Below are 15,585 nucleotides of genomic sequence, written 5' to 3'. Positions count from 1 at the left end.
GCTCACTGCGTACAAAGCTAACTAACTCATTTAAGTACTTATTTAAGGTTCTGTGTAATGGATAAAACCTACAATCCGCAAGATATTGAACAGTCTCTCTATCAAGACTGGGAACAAAAAGGCTACTTTAAGCCATCTGGCCAAGGCACCCCATATTCAATTATGATCCCGCCGCCAAATGTCACGGGTAGCTTACACATGGGCCACGCTTTCCAAGATACTATCATGGATACCTTAACGCGCTTTAAACGTATGCAAGGTAACAATACGTTGTGGCAAGTAGGTACTGACCACGCAGGTATCGCCACACAAATGCTAGTAGAGCGTAAGCTTGCGGCAGAAGAAGGTAAGACACGCCACGATTTAGGCCGTGATGCATTCATCGATAAAATTTGGGAATGGAAAAACGAGTCTGGTGGCACAATCACTAAACAACTTCGCCGCTTAGGTGCTTCTGTTGATTGGGACCGTGAACGTTTTACCATGGACGATGGCCTATCAGAAGCTGTTAAAGAAGTATTTGTACGCCTTCATAAAGAAAACCTAATTTACCGTGGTAAACGCCTAGTAAACTGGGATCCAAAATTACACACTGCGATTTCTGATCTTGAAGTAGAAAACAAAAACAAACAAGGCCATATGTGGAACTTACGTTACCCACTAGCTGATGGCGTAAAAACGCAAGACGGTAAAGACTACATTGTTGTAGCCACTACGCGCCCAGAAACCATGCTGGGTGACTCAGGTGTTGCAGTAAACCCAGATGACGAACGCTATCAAGACCTAATCGGTAAAGAGATTTTACTACCGATTGTTAATCGTCGTATTAAAATTGTTGCCGATGAACATGCCGATAAAGACAAAGGTACAGGCTGTGTAAAAATCACGCCAGCGCACGACTTTAACGATAACGAAGTAGGTAAACGTCATCAAATGCCGATGATTAATATCTTCGATAAAGACGCGGCTATTTTAACAAAAGGTGAAACATACACCTTTGATGGTAAAGAACTTGAATTTGACGCGCCTATTCCTGAGCGCCTGCATGGCCTTGACCGTTTTGACGCACGAAAAGCCATTGTTGCTGAATTTGAAGAGCTCGGCTTACTTGAAAAAATTGAAGACCATGGCTTAACCGTTCCTTACGGTGACCGCTCTGGTGTTGTTATTGAACCACTACTTACTGACCAATGGTATGTGCGTGTTGCACCTCTTGCAGAGCCTGCAAAAGAGGCTGTTAAAAATGGTGACATTCAGTTTGTACCTAAGCAATATGAAAACATGTACTTTTCGTGGATGAATGACGTACAAGATTGGTGTATTTCACGTCAGCTTTGGTGGGGTCACCGTATTCCAGCTTGGTACGATAGCGAAGGTAACGTATACGTTGGCCGTGATGAAGCGGAAGTTCGCCGCGATAACAACATTGCAGATAGCGTAGCACTTAGCCAAGACGAAGACGTTCTTGATACGTGGTTTTCATCTGCACTGTGGACATTCTCAACTCAAGGTTGGCCAGAGAATACTGATGACTTAAAAACCTTCCACCCGTCTGACGTGTTGGTAACCGGTTTTGATATTATTTTCTTCTGGGTTGCGCGTATGATCATGATGACGCTGCATTTTATAAAAGATGAAAATGGCAAACCACAAGTGCCATTCAAAACAGTTTATGTAACTGGTTTAATACGTGACGATAACGGCGATAAAATGTCTAAGTCAAAAGGTAACGTACTTGACCCACTTGATATGATTGACGGCATTGGCCTTGAAGACTTAGTACAAAAACGTACTGGTAATATGATGCAGCCAAAACTTGCCGCTAAAATTGAAAAAGATACCCGCAAAGTATTTGCAAACGGTATTGAAGCACACGGTACCGACGCACTGCGCTTTACCTTAGCAGCGATGGCTTCAACTGGTCGTGATATTAACTGGGATATGAACCGCCTTGAAGGCTACCGTAACTTCTGTAACAAATTATGGAACGCAAGCCGTTACGTATTAATGAACACAGAAGAGCAAGACTGTGGCTTTAACGATAGCGAAAAGCAGTACTCGTTAGCTGATCGCTGGATTTTAGGTCAATATGAAGCCACGGTTAAAACCTACACCGAGCACCTTGATAACTACCGTTTTGATTTAGCGGCGAACACATTATATGAATTCACCTGGAATCAGTTCTGTGATTGGTACTTAGAACTAACTAAGCCGGTACTATTTAAAGGCAATGAAACTCAGCAACGTGGTACACGTCATACACTTATTACCGTACTTGAAAGCTTACTGCGTTTAATGCACCCAATGATGCCTTACATTACAGAAACAATTTGGCAACGTGTAGCGCCACTTGCAGGGCTTGAAACAACAGGCACTAGCATTATGGTACAAGGGTTCCCTGTTTATAACCAAGCCAATGTTGATTCACAAGCGATGGATGACTTAGAGTGGGTTAAGCAATTCATTTTAGCAATTCGTAATATTCGTGGTGAAATGGATATTAGCCCAAGCAAGCCGCTATCGGTATTACTAGCGAATGCATCGAGCGACGATGTGCGCCGTATTAACGAAAATGAATCGTTTTTAGCGTCACTCGCTAAGCTTGAAGCATTTACTCTGCTTGAAAACAAAGACGATGCCCCAGCGTGTGCAACCTCTTATGTTGGCAACCTTGAGATTATGATCCCAATGGCGGGGTTAATTGATGTCGAAGCTGAGCTTGCACGTATTAACAAGCAACTTGAAAAAGCTGAGAAAGGCCTAGCGCAAGTGCAAAACAAACTGGCTAACGAAAAGTTTGTTAACAATGCACCTGAAGCGGTACTTGCTAAAGAAAATGCTAAGCTAGCTGAATTTACCGATGCAAAAACTAAGCTACTAGAGCAAAAAGTTAAAATAGAAAGCTTATAATTAAACCAGTACGAATGGCTTATGCCATTCGTAACCAGTTAATTTATAAGTATAAAAAAAGCCGCTTACTGCATTTGCTGTAAGCGGCTTTTTTGTGTCTAGGCTCTAGGCTCTAGGCTCTAGGCTCTAGGCTCTAGGCTCTAGGCTCTAGGCAGAATTAGAATGTGTAGTTGTACTGAGCACCTAATAATACTGCATGACCTTTTGATTCAAAAGACCATTGCTGTGGTAGCGTTTCACTTTCTACTTTTTCAGTAAAGTTTTGTGTTTTACCACGTAATACGCTCACACCTAAATCAATGTTTGAGTTTTGATCAATCGCATAGTTACCACCAAACGAGAACCAAAAACGGTCTGTATCAGGGATAGAAATTGATAAATGCTGTTGTGATACTGGTGATTCATCAAACGCAAAACCAGCACGAAGCATTAAATTTTCACTGTACTGGTAATCAGTACCGATTGAGTAACGCATTGCATCAGAGAAATCTTCTGTTTTTTCAAACGCACTGAACTTGCCACCTGTAGGTGCAGTAACTTGTGCTTCTAATGAGTCAAAGCTGCTCCAACCTGTCCATAATACGCTGTAGTGAACGCCTAGCTTTTCATCTAACTGGTGAGAACCTGAGAACTCAGCAATTGCTGGTAGTGTAATTTCAACTGAGCCAGGTAATTCAACTTGACCGTTTAACCCACCAGGAATAAATGAAGGTAGTTCATTCGAGTACTCACCTTCAAAAGTAATATCTGTTTCTGTACGGTAATTAAAACCAAAGCGGCTATTTTCATCTAATTGGTACATTAAACCAACGTTTAAGCCGTAACCCATGTCATCACCTTCAAGGTGAACAGCATCAGCACTTGCAGGAATAGATGCAATAGCAGGGTTTACAGGAGGTACTACGCCAAACTTACGAATAATCTTCGCTTCTGCATAAATTGCATTTAAACCAATACCAAAACTGAACTGCTCAGATACTTTATAAGCAACACTTGCGTTCATGTTTACAGTAACAATTTCAGTTTCACCAGCAATTTGGCCAGCTGCGTAATCATCGTTAAACTCAGTGGCAAGGCCAAAGTTAGAAAATGCACCAAAACCAACCGATACTTTATCGTTTACTGGCATAGTGAAATAACCAGCAGGAATAATCGCGCTAGGTGCGATGCTGTCATCATCTAGTACGCTGTTATCTAAACCGTAGGCATTACCTGTGCCTTTTAGGCTAACATCAGGAATGACAGCCATAGCTGCAACGCTAAGTTGCTTCTCTTTAAACAACGTCATTAACGCTGGGTTACGAGCAACCACAGAGGCATCATCTGCTACAGACGCTTCACCTGCGTATGCACGACCTAAACCAGATACATTTTGCTCAGCAAGTTGAAAAGCCGCTGCAAAGGTATCAGCTGAAACAAATGCCAGCGATGCAGCAATAAGAGTTTTAGTAAATTTCATTGTTGTGTCCTTAGCCAAACTTACTGTTTGGATAGCTATGTGTGTTGTTATTAGAGTTTCAAACCCGCGTACACTACCTTAATTTTTTATAAAAAACCCTACTAAAACGTTAAAAAAGGCCAAAAAACACGTTTTTTAACGACAATTTAACAACTATTTAAAACTCATCGGAGCAGAAGTATGGTATTAGAGTATATACTCTAATGATATTAATTCTCATTTGCATTGACTTAACTTGCGTTGCAATTTACACTGCCAATAAAATCACCAAGGGAGAAAACAGTGATCATTTTACTTATTGTTACAGCGCTTACTTTTTGTGGCTTAAGTGTTTATTTCTTTTATAAAGCAAATTATTGCGCGTGTACGCAGGCAGGTAAATGTGACAACCCAGTTAATCTCTATTGGTTAGCAGCCATTAGCATGGCAATTATTTCTTTGGTTTTTTGCTGCTTAGCGCTGCATGTAGAATTAGGCACATTACTGTGGATGACGTTAATGGGTAATTGCTTTTTAGGTGGGTATATTTCTGCTAAAACAAACAGAAAAAGACGATGCAAAAATACTAAAGCAGTAAATGCTCTTTTAAAAGTCGAGGTAAGTTAATTTTATAATCAGCGGGTTTTACACTTGCTTGTATTTTTATTTCATTATTATTTGAGCTCAAATCAATATCTTTTGCGGTAACATGATGGTTATGTTTTGCGTTATAAAAAAGCTTAACTTTAGGTTTAATTGGGTTTGAATGATTACCTTCTAGCACCAAGGCCAAACGCTCATTGGTTAACTTAACAATAGTACCCACCGGGTGAACACCTAAGCACTTAATAAACAGCTGTACTAACTCTGCATCAAATAGCTGTTTATTTGCCAACAAATAACGCAGTGCATTAATAGGCTCATCCCCTTCTTGATGGGGTCTATCTGCGGTGAGCGCATCGTATACGTCAACAATCGCTAAAATCCGAGCAGGACGACTTATCTTGCTGTCATCTACTCCTCGAGGATAACCAGAACCATCAAGGCGCTCATGATGATTTACAATCATATCTAACATTAAAGAGGTGATACCTTTCCCACCTTTTAATAACCCTAGGCTTTGTGCAACATGCTTTTTTATTGCCGTCATCTCGTTACCCGTAACTTTGCCAGGTTTAGAGAATATTCCTTGAGGTAATTTGGCCTGCCCTAGGTCATGCATTAATGCCCCCATAGCAAGCTCCTGAACAACATCGCGTTTATACCCTAAATACTTAGCGAATACCGCTGTAAAAATGGTGCAGTTGATCATATGACGCCAGTTATAGCTATGCTTATCTTTAATGCGAGTTAAAATGGTCATTGCATGTTCATTACGAAATACTGAGCTGACTATTTCATTACTTATCTCATTAAGTGCATCAGTATTCAGTGACAAACCTGAAGTTAAATCACCAAAAATACTTTGTAGTTTTCTGTTGTGGGCATCATAACTAACACTGGCTTTGGCAAACTCTTGTTGCAAGCTGACAACTCGCTTTTTACTAGCGGGCTTGTCTTGATTTGTAGCAGCGGCTTGTGGTTTTTCTTGTACTTTATATTTAGCCGGTACAGCCACATCACTTTTTGTAAAATCAATAAGAAGCTCTAGTACTCCTTCGGTAATTAAACGCTGAATTATAGATTTATCACGTACCAAACCACTGGTTTTAATTTTTATACCATCCACACTCTCCTGCTGCTTGGTCACGCTATTTACGTACATGCCGGGAATAAGCTCTGATATAGGTAAGGTAACTAACATAAATGTGAGGATTTCTATAATTAAGGAATATTTTCTTTTAATAGCATTATTTAGCTATAAAAGTCTAGTTTTTGAGTTTAGGGTAATAATAAATCATTAACACTAAAATCCTACGAATATTGATATTAAACTATAACCGCAGCACTGAGTATACGCCTAACGGTGTAGATTAGATTGCTACAAATATTATTATTTAACTGAGAAAAAAATAGTGAGTTAATTTAAATAGCTACGATCGTTTTGAAGGGAGTAAAAAGTAAAACGCAAATGGCGCTCTCGGTAGGGATCGAACCTACAACTCAGCCTCCGGAGGGCCACGTGATATCCATTTCACCACGAGAGCACATTTGTTGCCTCCACATCAACTCGCGATATCAATGCTTTAGCATGCGCAATAATAAAGACATCTTTGTATAAATACCAGCATGATTCGTTTACATGTCTATAATTTAAGCTAATCACTTAACAAAAGGTAAAAAAAGCGCTATTTATTTATATTCTATAAAAAAACAGTAACGCTTTAGACACATATTATCTATTATTGTCACTGGACGGAAAGATTAAACACGAGGAAGTAATTATGAAGTTAATGTCAACAGAACAAGTTGCTGAGTTTTTAGGAGTTAAAGTCGAGCGAGTTAAACGCTTAACACGAGAAAGCTTACTTATTGCCAAAAGTGAAGATGCTAATGGCGAACCACAGTATGACGCCGATGAAGTAGCTAAATATAAAGAGCTAGCAGCTCGGTTTGGTGGTTTGTAGCTAAACTTATAACTACTTGGGGATAAGCTGGGCTATTTATTGAATTAGATAATCCAGCTGCTCACACAATTTTTTAACCTTATCACTGACATCACGCGCAGAATACCAACAAATACAAAGCACTAAGAATACTACTTGATAACACTTTAACTTTTCTATCGAGGGACTAAAATTACACTGCTGAGGTAAATATGAATGATAGGTTTTCAGTAACTGCGCTTTTTGTATTTGTGTTAACTCAAAACTAACTGCTAATGCGGCTAAATCAAAGTAAACATCGTTAGTTTTAGCGTATTCAAAGTCAATTAAGTACATGCCCTCTGTGTTGAGAATAATATTTTCTTTAACTAAATCATTATGGCAAAAACCGTTATCTCTAGGTTGGCTATAAATATAGACTAAAGCTGATTCAACCCCCTGCTGATATTGCTGATAAAGTTCGGTGTCAGAGTAGTAATCAAGCTCGAACTTAATATCCATTGGCTCTGTTACGATATTATGTTGGTGTAAACTGACCAATTTTTTTATTAGTTCAGATGTGTAGTTGTCTTGCGCTATATCACCGTCAATATATTCAAAAATGGCTAACTTTTTTTCTTCATTGAGCCACATTGGTGCAGGACAAACTTTATACTCTGCAAAGCTTGCTTGCGCTGCTAAGCCTATAGATGGCCAGTGTTCCCGATAACTCTTTAATAGGTAAGCTTGCTGCGCTGTATGGACAAGGAAATTATCGTTACTTAAACCACTATACAAACGCTCACTACTGAGAACATTAAGTTGCGGGTCAAAAGCGCTAAATATAGCGCTTATATTGTCAAAGGTCATTGTGGCTCTTATAGCTGTGCTAGAGGCTTAGCTTGCTCTTGCTCGTACTCTTCATACCAGGTTTTAAACCCCCATGCTGCCATTAGCGTGTAGAAGATAAACAACGCAAGTGTTGGGTAATAGCCTTTTTCGTAATACAAGTACATCGAAGCGGCATCTATCACTATCCAATATAACCAATTCTCCAGCACTTTTTTGGCCACTAAATAAGTAGTAACAACAGCAAAACAAGTGGTAAAACTATCTAAATAGGCAAAATCAGCATGGGTATAATTAGTCATTATATAGCCCAAAATTATCGCAACTAAGGACGTTATACTGATAATGCCAATATGTTGACTTACCCGCCATGATGTAATTGCTAATTCCTGTTTGCCTACTCCACTCTTCCTCCATGCTAGCCAGCCATAGACTGCCATATACATATAATAAAAGTGTAGTAATGACTCCATTAATAAAGCGCCATTCCAGTACATAATAGTGTAAATTAAGGTACTAAAGAATGCCGCAGGCCAGCACCAAAGGTTTTCTTTGATAGCTAATAAAAGGTAAGTCATAGACAAAGCCACTGCAATATATTCCCAGTGTGACATCGCAGTAAACCCAGCAAGAGTTTGGTTAATAAAGTCCATTATTGGCTCACTAAGCTATTAAGCATTATTCAGGAGAAAGATCACCAGAGAGAAATTTACAAACAAAAATAGCCTTGCCAAACTCTTCGTATGAACGTTTTATTTCAGTACTAAGTACCGACATTACTAAATCATAGTCACCAAAAATTTGCGTCGACAATGTGTTTGTAATCACTTTTAAATCATCATAGGTATTTAACCGGTCAATAAAACCTTTAATAAAGGGAATATAATCTTGATGAAGCGGGTATTTACTGATCTCTACTGATAATTTCATTTCAAACTCAACTTTTTAATTATTTGATTTCAACTAATCATTCAACGCAACTTAAATACAGTGTAAAATTACACTAACACTCAATATAACTGAGCTTATTATGGCACGCAGAATTACCTATACTTTTAAAAATCAACCGCGCGAAATTAACTTCGCAAAAGATAAATACCACGATATGTATCAGGCTATTGCGGCTGCTGAGGGTATCGATTTAACTAATTACTTAAACATGGTACGCCAAATTGAAATGACCTCTAAAGGTTCATCGGCGGTACGCAATTTTCGCGACCAAGAGTTTGCACGTATGGGCTTTAGCGATATTTACTTTATAAAAGAGTAACCATACCCAGTAAGCTAGCATCACGATCATGACAGCAATGTAAACTTACTGCATATCTTTAATAATAAACATTAGCGCTGGTACTCATAACTTACACGCGGTGTGATATTACACAATAACTCGTAAGAAATAGTATCAGCACATTGTGCAATCTCTTCTACTGGTAGCTCTGGCCCCCACATAATCACTTCATCACCCACCTGGACATTGTGCTCGTTATTACCTATATCAAGGGTGATCATATCCATAGCTACACTACCCACAATACCGTAACGATGCCCATTAATAATCACGGGTGTGCCTTCTTTCGCATGACGCGGATAACCATCACCATAGCCCAGTGCAACCACAGCCAACACCGTAGGTTTATCACTTTGCCAGCGGCCGCCATAGCCTACTTGCTCATGTGCCCCCACATTACGCACTGCTATCACCTTAGTGGTTAAGCGCATTACAGGCTTTAATTGATGATCTTTACCTGTGTGATTGGCCATAGGCGATACACCGTAAAGCATTAGCCCAGGTCTAACCCAATCACCATGACCACTCGGCCACGCTATAATTCCCGCAGAGTTCGATAAACAATGAGCTTGCTGAACCTCTTGGGTTAAATTATCGAACAAAGTTATTTGCTGCACTGTTTTAGTATTTTTTACATCATCGGCACACGCAAAATGGGTCATTAAGTTTATTTTGTTTTGTGCATTTGGGCTGGCTTGTAGTCGCTGATAAAACATATCAAACTGCTCAGGCGCAATACCTAAGCGATGCATGCCGGTATTTATTTTTAACCAGCAATTTAAAGGCGCATCTAGCTGCACACTCTCCAGCATTTTTAGCTGTATCTCGTCATGAATAATAGTTTGAAAATTATTCGCCAGTAAAATAGGTAAGTCTTCTTGATGAAAAAAGCCTTCTAGCAACACAATCGGTTTTGTAAGGCCACCTGCACGCAGCGCTAACGCTTCATCTATACGCGCAACCGCAAATGCATCCGCTTCATTTAAGTGTTGCGCAATAGTGACTAAACCATGCCCATAAGCATTCGCTTTAAGTACGGCCATGACTTTACTATTGGGCGCAAAGCGTTTTACCTGTGCTAGGTTATGTTCAAGCGCGGTTAAATTAACTTCAGCAGTGGCTAAGCGCATTAGTAATCATCATCTACAGCAGGCCCCGCGTAATTATCAAAGCGAGAGAATTGACCTTGGAAGGTTAGGCGCACTTTACCAATCGGACCGTTACGCTGTTTACCGATAATAATCTCGGCAATGCCTTTTTCAGTACTGTCTTCGTTATAGACTTCATCACGATAAATAAACATGATCAAATCGGCATCTTGCTCAATAGAGCCCGACTCACGTAAATCTGAGTTAATTGGACGTTTATCAGCACGTTGCTCTAGAGTACGGTTAAGCTGCGATAGAGCAACAACCGGACACTGCAACTCTTTTGCTAATGCTTTGAGTGAGCGTGAAATTTCGGCAATTTCTAAGGTACGGTTATCTGACAAGCTAGGTACACGCATTAATTGCAGGTAATCGACCATAATCATACTAATACCACCATGATCACGTGCTATACGACGTGCACGTGAGCGAACATCGGTAGGTGTTAAGCCTGAGGCATCATCAACGTACATTTTGCCTTTTTCCATGAGTAATCCCATGGTTGATGAAAGGCGCGCCCAGTCATCGTCATCTAGCTGACCAGTACGTACTTTAGTTTGGTTAATTCGGCCAAGGGACGCCAGCATCCTCATCATAATTTGTTCAGAGGGCATCTCGAGTGAGTAAATAAGCACTGGCTTGTCTTGAGTCATTGCGGCATGTTCAGCAAGGTTCATCGCAAAAGTGGTTTTACCCATTGATGGACGCGCTGCCACAATAATTAAATCAGATGGCTGCAAGCCTGTAGTCATTTTATCAAGATCAGCATAACCCGTGCTCACACCGGTCACACCATCTTGTGGTGATTGATAAAGCTCTTCTATTTTATCAACGGTTTTTTCAAGTATGTTGTGAATGCTTTGTGGGCCTTCACTACTTTTTGTACGCTGCTCAGCAATTTTAAATACTTTACTTTCAGCAAAATCAAGTAAGTCGTGGCTAGTACGCCCTTCAGGATTAAAGCCCGCTTCGGCTATTTCATTGGCAACACCAATCATTTCACGAACAACGGCGCGCTCGCGAACAATACTTGCGTAAGCGTCAATATTGGCAGCACTTGGGGTGTTTTTTGCTATTTCGGCTAAATACGCAAATCCACCAATACCTGACAGCTGGTTATTTTTTTCTAAACTCTCAGAAATTGTGATTAAGTCAATCGGATCACCAATTTCAGCAAGAGCTGTCATCGCCTCAAAAATAAGCTTATGGGTACGGGTATAAAAATCCTGCGCCACAACAAGTTCAGCTACGCGATCAAATGCTTGGTTATCAAGCATTAAACCACCTAAAACAGATTGTTCAGCTTCTATTGAATGGGGAGGAACTTTAAGAGTGTCGACTTGCTTATCTGGTTTGGCCATAACTTCACAGTACTAAAATTGAATAGCTCTATTCTATCGACTTGGCGGGGCTGTGCAAATAGCAAAGCAGGAAATCTTTTCCTGCTTTTTGTTACTTAAAATAAAATAGCTAATTATTGACGTTTAAGTTCGATAACACCGCTAATAGTATTCATCTCTACGCTAGCATCAGTGCCATTAGTATTAAACTTAATTCCACTTGCTGGGCCATATTTGGCTTTTTGTACTTGATCGTTAGTTAACTGGTTGTCAATTTTACCGCCAGCGTGTGCTTCCACCTCAAATTGTGCTGATAAATCAGCAGGGAAATAAAACGCAGCGTTACCACTAACAGATTCAAAACTCACATCAGCATCACTCAGAAGGCGGTTAATTTGTACCTTAACTTCGCCATTAACGGTGCTTATTTGTAACTCTTTAATTGTATCTAAATTAAAGTTAATATCGCCATTTACGTTTTCTAAGCGAATATCATTGGCCGTCGAGTTTGATGTAATATCGCCATTAACCGCACTAAAACGAACTTCACCGCTAGATTGCTGATCATCAATCGAACCATTAACAGTTTCAAATTGAACTTTACCATTAAGTGCTTTTGCCTTGATGTCACCATTTACAGTGGTCAGCTTAATATCGCCATTAAGATCGTTTACTGTAATAGCCCCATTAACTACATCAATTTCAGTACCTTTTTGTAACTCTTTGGCCGTTATAGATGCATTAACACCCACAAATTCTAGCGCACTACTTTTTGGCATAAAAATAGTGAGCGTTGAGCCATTGTTGTTATTATCCCAATTAGAAAGTTCAGGCATTTTCACAATAAACTGGGTTTTATTACCCTGTGTTTTAAGTGTGTAGCCTTGTGCCTTATCATCAAGTTCACCGGTTACTTTAAATTGATTTTTATCCCAACCTGTCACTTTAATATCACCACGCTGGTTTTCAATGTGGATCACCCCAGCATTGGGTACCTCAATTTGCTGATCTATTTTTTCACCAGCAAATACGGCCATGGGTAATAAAGCGATCCCTAATATTATTGCTTTCATTTATTTCTCCTAGATGTGTTGCCAACGCGGTGCATGCACCTTGTTAATTAAGTCGAGTTGTTGTTGATAAACTTGCGCTAACATAGACAATAGCGCCTTATTTTTCGGTTCATTTTCAAGAGTTTGCTTTATTGCTTGCTCTGCATCTTCAAGTTCTTGTAACTGTACTTGCCAATTGTCGGTCAATGCTGCTTGGCTTTGATATTGCACTAGTAAACTTTGTTTTTGTTTAGTAAAAAACTCACTCATTGCCACTGCAGTATTTGCCTCTGGTACTTTAAATAACAATACTGTGCTGACCAAAACCGCGGTAAAACATGCAGCAATGGCGGTGAGCTTTGGCCAATATTGATTAGTATTAATAGTGGGCTGATTATTAGCTATTATTGCGCGCTCAATCCCATTCCACAGTTCTTTTTTTGGTGGAATATTTTTATCTAACTGGGTTAAAGACTCATTTAAGTAGTCATCAAAATTTGTTTTACTCATTTTCATACCACTGCTTTAATAATTGCCTTGCACGATGATATTGCGCCTTACTAGAGCCTACCGCCATACCTAACAGGGTTGCAATTTCCTCATGCCTGTAACCTTCTACTGCATAAAGCACAAATACCATTCTTGCGCGCTCAGGCAGTCTAACAATTAATTTATCTAGCCCATTTAATCCGTTACAGTCATGTGCAGCTTGTTCATCCATTCCGCTTTGCTCAAAGCTAATTACTTTATTAAGCCAATGTTTTTGTCTGCGCACATAACTAATAGCAATATTACTGGCGACACTATAAAGCCAAGTGGAAAACTGCGAACGTCCATCAAATTGCGCTATTTTGTTCCATACTTGCACAAATACTTCTTGGGTAGCATCTTGTGCATACTCCTCATCGGCTATAAGCCTCAGGCATAAGCCATAAACTTTTGCTTTATGCATGTCATAGAGCGCTTTATAAGCTAACTGGTCGCCGTTTTTAACTTGATCAATAAGCATTTGCTGCACTTGATCAGTTATTGGCTGATTAGCGTCCATTAACATCGCAAATTTTTCCTGTTTATAATTATGTAATTGCAATTTAACTTATTAGACGCGCAGAAGAATAGAAAGGTTTAAATGAAATAAAAAATATTTGTAGAAAATTAAGGTTTATTTTAGAAAGGTGTTTGATTTTATCCACAACAAACAATTTATTGCTTTGGGTTATAAATTTTAGACACAAAAAAACCGTGCAAAGCACGGTTTTTTTTAACTTAATTTTAAAAATTAAGCTTCAGCAATAACGATTACTTTAATAGTAGCTGTTACGTCTGAGTGTACTGCGATTGCAACGTCAAATTCGCCAGTCTCACGGATAGTACCTAGAGGTAAACGAACTTCTGATTTAGCAACTTCAACACCAACAGCTGAGATAGCGTCAGCGATGTCACGAGTACCGATTGAACCGAATAATTTACCTTCGTCACCAGCTTTAGATACTAATGTAACTTCAGCTAATGCTTCAAGTTTGTCAGCGCGTGCTTGTGCTGCAGTTAACTGTTCAGCGATTTTTGCTTCTAGTTCTGCGCGACGTGCGTCAAACGTTTCAATGTTTGCTTTAGTTGCAGGAACTGCCTTACCTTGTGGGAAAAGGAAGTTACGTGCGAAGCCAGATTTAACTACAACCTGGTCACCTAGGCCACCTAGGTTAGCGATCTTATCTAGTAGAATAACTTGCATGTTTCTACACCTTTTAAAAACGTGTTAATCCGCTGCTTACTTATGTAAGTCAGTGTATGGAAGAAGGGCTAAGTAGCGAGCACGCTTAATAGCAGTTGCTAGCTGGCGCTGGTATTTAGCGCTAGTACCTGTGATACGGCTAGGTACGATTTTGCCACTTTCTGTAACATAGTTTCTAAGAGTAGCTAGATCTTTGTAATCGATTTGTTGTACGCCTTCCGCTTTAAAGCGGCAGAACTTACGACGTCTGAAATAACGTGCCATGAGATTAATTCCTCAAATAATTCTTTCTATATGCTGAGCATGCAAAACCAATTGGCTAAGGCCGTTACGACCTTCGTGGCGATTTAAAAAACCACTCACTTGCAATGCCTGCCCAACGTGCAAATGTTGAGTCTGTTGTTGCATTTGCTTACCACTGGCAACCACCTGAAGCCTAACATAACTATTACGGTTAAGATCTGCTTCAACTTGCATCGATTTATGTTCTACAACAAAAATACAATGCGGTATGCCCGCGGGGCTTTGGCTAAACTTGGGTGTTTTACAAACTACCCCCGATATAACCAGCTGATTCGTATATGGGCTAACCATTATAGTAACTGCTGACTACGTGCCATGCTAGGACTCAAAACAATTAAGCAGCTGGTGCTTCTTTCTTCTCTTCTCTTACAAGAGGAGACGCTTCAGTTACAGCGTTTTTAGTACGCATAACTAAGTTACGAAGCACTGCATCGTTGTAGCGGAAAGTAGTTTCTAGCTCGCTGATTACTTCAGTTGGTGCTTCAACGTTCATAAGAACATAATGAGCTTTATGAAGCTTGTTGATTGGGTAAGCCAGTTGACGACGACCCCAGTCTTCAAGACGGTGGATAGTACCACCTGCTTCAGTGATAGAACCAGTATAACGTTCGATCATACCAGATACTTGCTCACTCTGATCAGGGTGAACCATGAATACGATTTCGTAATGACGCATGGATATTCCTTACGGTTAATAGAGCCTTCTACCGTTTCGGCCGGTCGGTTTAAGGCAAGGAATTAATAGTTTAAAAGCCGAAATGAGCGCGCATTTTACGCTTAGTAGGATAATTAAGCAAGCAGGTTTTTTAAGCTTTGATAGATAAGTGTTAAAGGTTTCGGGTTTCGGGTTTCGGGTTTCGGGTTTCGGGTTTCGGGTTTCGGGTTTCGGGTTTCGGGTTTCGGGAAGACATTATTGGATACTCCCTTTATATCAACAAATAAAATAAAGATAAGTGCTTAATATTTACGGGGTAGACGCCGAGCTTGAAAAGCATAG

General features: G+C 39.8%; 18 protein-coding genes and 1 tRNA gene. 4 read left to right on the top strand and 15 right to left on the bottom strand.

The genetic code is table 11. The features are described 5' to 3' along the window. The first annotated feature begins 57 nt into the window (after positions 1–57). The gene (locus ACNSN3_RS02495; RefSeq protein ID WP_418608500.1) at positions 58–2,910 is read left to right on the top strand and encodes a valine--tRNA ligase; all 2,853 of its coding nucleotides are present in this window, start codon (positions 58–60) and stop codon (positions 2,908–2,910) included. A 157-nt stretch (positions 2,911–3,067) separates the two neighbouring features. Here the strand turns inward: ACNSN3_RS02495 and ACNSN3_RS02490 are convergent, their stop codons facing one another. After that, positions 3,068–4,369, bottom strand: coding sequence for an outer membrane protein transport protein (locus ACNSN3_RS02490; RefSeq protein ID WP_055012852.1), 1,302 nt, complete (start codon positions 4,367–4,369; stop codon positions 3,068–3,070). A 282-nt stretch (positions 4,370–4,651) separates the two neighbouring features. Here ACNSN3_RS02490 and ACNSN3_RS02485 point away from each other — a divergent pair, with 282 nt between their 5' ends. After that, positions 4,652–4,975, top strand: coding sequence for a hypothetical protein (locus ACNSN3_RS02485; protein WP_075170401.1), 324 nt, complete (start codon positions 4,652–4,654; stop codon positions 4,973–4,975). On the opposite strand, the gene ACNSN3_RS02480 is transcribed toward ACNSN3_RS02485, so the two are convergent. Then, the gene (locus tag ACNSN3_RS02480; RefSeq protein ID WP_054202243.1) at positions 4,935–6,152 is read right to left on the bottom strand and encodes an HD-GYP domain-containing protein; all 1,218 of its coding nucleotides are present in this window, start codon (positions 6,150–6,152) and stop codon (positions 4,935–4,937) included. The two genes, ACNSN3_RS02485 and ACNSN3_RS02480, sit on opposite strands and share 41 nt — an antisense overlap. A gap of 268 nt (positions 6,153–6,420) precedes the next feature. Beyond that, positions 6,421–6,495 (bottom strand) — tRNA-Arg (locus ACNSN3_RS02475). Between the two features lie 237 nt (positions 6,496–6,732). Between ACNSN3_RS02475 and ACNSN3_RS02470 the strand changes: the two genes are divergently transcribed. After that, positions 6,733–6,915 carry a hypothetical protein gene (locus tag ACNSN3_RS02470; RefSeq protein ID WP_010390860.1) on the top strand — a complete coding sequence of 61 codons (183 nt, stop codon included), beginning with the start codon at positions 6,733–6,735 and terminating at the stop codon, positions 6,913–6,915. A 36-nt stretch (positions 6,916–6,951) separates the two neighbouring features. Here ACNSN3_RS02470 and ACNSN3_RS02465 read toward each other — a convergent pair whose 3' ends face one another. Genes ACNSN3_RS02465 through ACNSN3_RS02455 form a run of 3 tightly spaced genes read right to left on the bottom strand, consistent with a single transcriptional unit; the run spans position 6,952 to position 8,652 of the window. Continuing rightward, a complete protein-coding gene (locus ACNSN3_RS02465; RefSeq protein WP_418608499.1) occupies positions 6,952–7,743 on the bottom strand; it encodes a phosphotransferase in 792 nt (263 codons plus the stop codon). A gap of 8 nt (positions 7,744–7,751) precedes the next feature. Beyond that, the gene (gene pnuC, locus ACNSN3_RS02460) at positions 7,752–8,375 is read right to left on the bottom strand and encodes a nicotinamide riboside transporter PnuC (protein WP_075170403.1); all 624 of its coding nucleotides are present in this window, start codon (positions 8,373–8,375) and stop codon (positions 7,752–7,754) included. 25 nt (positions 8,376–8,400) lie between these two features. Then, positions 8,401–8,652, bottom strand: a complete 252-nt coding sequence (locus ACNSN3_RS02455; protein WP_010390856.1) for a hypothetical protein — start codon at positions 8,650–8,652, stop codon at positions 8,401–8,403. A gap of 100 nt (positions 8,653–8,752) precedes the next feature. Here ACNSN3_RS02455 and ACNSN3_RS02450 point away from each other — a divergent pair, with 100 nt between their 5' ends. Then, positions 8,753–8,992: a DUF2960 domain-containing protein gene (locus ACNSN3_RS02450; RefSeq protein WP_004588463.1), complete on the top strand. Its 240-nt coding sequence runs from the start codon at positions 8,753–8,755 to the stop codon at positions 8,990–8,992. 71 nt (positions 8,993–9,063) lie between these two features. Here the strand turns inward: ACNSN3_RS02450 and alr are convergent, their stop codons facing one another. From alr to rpsF, 9 genes are all read right to left on the bottom strand, one after another. Continuing rightward, positions 9,064–10,143: an alanine racemase gene (gene alr, locus ACNSN3_RS02445; protein ID WP_418608497.1), complete on the bottom strand. Its 1,080-nt coding sequence runs from the start codon at positions 10,141–10,143 to the stop codon at positions 9,064–9,066. Further along, on the bottom strand, positions 10,143–11,522 hold the full coding sequence (gene dnaB, locus ACNSN3_RS02440) for a replicative DNA helicase (RefSeq protein ID WP_010390854.1): 1,380 nt from the start codon (positions 11,520–11,522) through the stop codon (positions 10,143–10,145). Before dnaB ends, alr begins: the two co-directional genes overlap by 1 nt. Before the next feature lie 113 nt (positions 11,523–11,635). Continuing rightward, positions 11,636–12,574 carry a DUF4097 family beta strand repeat-containing protein gene (locus ACNSN3_RS02435; RefSeq protein ID WP_010390853.1) on the bottom strand — a complete coding sequence of 313 codons (939 nt, stop codon included), beginning with the start codon at positions 12,572–12,574 and terminating at the stop codon, positions 11,636–11,638. 9 nt (positions 12,575–12,583) lie between these two features. After that, entirely contained in the window at positions 12,584–13,069 is a 486-nt protein-coding gene (locus ACNSN3_RS02430; RefSeq protein WP_010390851.1) for a hypothetical protein, read from the bottom strand. Further along, positions 13,056–13,607, bottom strand: a complete 552-nt coding sequence (locus ACNSN3_RS02425) for an RNA polymerase sigma factor (protein WP_054202246.1) — start codon at positions 13,605–13,607, stop codon at positions 13,056–13,058. Before ACNSN3_RS02425 ends, ACNSN3_RS02430 begins: the two co-directional genes overlap by 14 nt. A 225-nt stretch (positions 13,608–13,832) precedes the next feature. After that, positions 13,833–14,285, bottom strand: a complete 453-nt coding sequence (gene rplI / locus ACNSN3_RS02420) for a 50S ribosomal protein L9 (protein WP_008110407.1) — start codon at positions 14,283–14,285, stop codon at positions 13,833–13,835. Positions 14,286–14,321: 36 nt separating this feature from the next. After that, entirely contained in the window at positions 14,322–14,549 is a 228-nt protein-coding gene (gene rpsR / locus ACNSN3_RS02415) for a 30S ribosomal protein S18 (protein ID WP_002962753.1), read from the bottom strand. A gap of 12 nt (positions 14,550–14,561) precedes the next feature. Then, on the bottom strand, positions 14,562–14,879 hold the full coding sequence (gene priB, locus ACNSN3_RS02410) for a primosomal replication protein N (RefSeq protein ID WP_008466122.1): 318 nt from the start codon (positions 14,877–14,879) through the stop codon (positions 14,562–14,564). 43 nt (positions 14,880–14,922) lie between these two features. Continuing rightward, positions 14,923–15,264: a 30S ribosomal protein S6 gene (rpsF, locus tag ACNSN3_RS02405; protein WP_008110420.1), complete on the bottom strand. Its 342-nt coding sequence runs from the start codon at positions 15,262–15,264 to the stop codon at positions 14,923–14,925. Positions 15,265–15,585 lie beyond the last annotated feature (321 nt).

Source organism: Pseudoalteromonas sp. US3C1004 (genome assembly GCF_048401065.1).
In the GTDB taxonomy this organism is placed as follows: Bacteria; Pseudomonadota; Gammaproteobacteria; order Enterobacterales; family Alteromonadaceae; genus Pseudoalteromonas; species Pseudoalteromonas undina.
The sequence above is the reverse complement of the archived record's forward strand: the minus strand, read 5'-3'. Positions and strand labels throughout refer to the sequence as shown.

What these genes read in the sequence shown, in the direction of transcription:
- ACNSN3_RS02495 (WP_418608500.1), top strand. Translation starts at nt 58, where the DNA reads ATGGATAAAACCTACAATCCGCAAGATATTGAACAGTCTCTCTATCAA.
- ACNSN3_RS02490 (WP_055012852.1), bottom strand. Translation starts at nt 4,369, where the DNA reads ATGAAATTTACTAAAACTCTTATTGCTGCATCGCTGGCATTTGTTTCA.
- ACNSN3_RS02480 (WP_054202243.1), bottom strand. Translation starts at nt 6,152, where the DNA reads ATGTTAGTTACCTTACCTATATCAGAGCTTATTCCCGGCATGTACGTA.
- ACNSN3_RS02470 (WP_010390860.1), top strand. Translation starts at nt 6,733, where the DNA reads ATGAAGTTAATGTCAACAGAACAAGTTGCTGAGTTTTTAGGAGTTAAA.
- ACNSN3_RS02465 (WP_418608499.1), bottom strand. Translation starts at nt 7,743, where the DNA reads ATGACCTTTGACAATATAAGCGCTATATTTAGCGCTTTTGACCCGCAA.
- pnuC (WP_075170403.1), bottom strand. Translation starts at nt 8,375, where the DNA reads ATGGACTTTATTAACCAAACTCTTGCTGGGTTTACTGCGATGTCACAC.
- ACNSN3_RS02455 (WP_010390856.1), bottom strand. Translation starts at nt 8,652, where the DNA reads ATGAAATTATCAGTAGAGATCAGTAAATACCCGCTTCATCAAGATTAT.
- ACNSN3_RS02450 (WP_004588463.1), top strand. Translation starts at nt 8,753, where the DNA reads ATGGCACGCAGAATTACCTATACTTTTAAAAATCAACCGCGCGAAATT.
- alr (WP_418608497.1), bottom strand. Translation starts at nt 10,143, where the DNA reads ATGCGCTTAGCCACTGCTGAAGTTAATTTAACCGCGCTTGAACATAAC.
- dnaB (WP_010390854.1), bottom strand. Translation starts at nt 11,522, where the DNA reads ATGGCCAAACCAGATAAGCAAGTCGACACTCTTAAAGTTCCTCCCCAT.
- ACNSN3_RS02435 (WP_010390853.1), bottom strand. Translation starts at nt 12,574, where the DNA reads ATGAAAGCAATAATATTAGGGATCGCTTTATTACCCATGGCCGTATTT.
- ACNSN3_RS02430 (WP_010390851.1), bottom strand. Translation starts at nt 13,069, where the DNA reads ATGAAAATGAGTAAAACAAATTTTGATGACTACTTAAATGAGTCTTTA.
- ACNSN3_RS02425 (WP_054202246.1), bottom strand. Translation starts at nt 13,607, where the DNA reads ATGTTAATGGACGCTAATCAGCCAATAACTGATCAAGTGCAGCAAATG.
- rplI (WP_008110407.1), bottom strand. Translation starts at nt 14,285, where the DNA reads ATGCAAGTTATTCTACTAGATAAGATCGCTAACCTAGGTGGCCTAGGT.
- rpsR (WP_002962753.1), bottom strand. Translation starts at nt 14,549, where the DNA reads ATGGCACGTTATTTCAGACGTCGTAAGTTCTGCCGCTTTAAAGCGGAA.
- priB (WP_008466122.1), bottom strand. Translation starts at nt 14,879, where the DNA reads ATGGTTAGCCCATATACGAATCAGCTGGTTATATCGGGGGTAGTTTGT.
- rpsF (WP_008110420.1), bottom strand. Translation starts at nt 15,264, where the DNA reads ATGCGTCATTACGAAATCGTATTCATGGTTCACCCTGATCAGAGTGAG.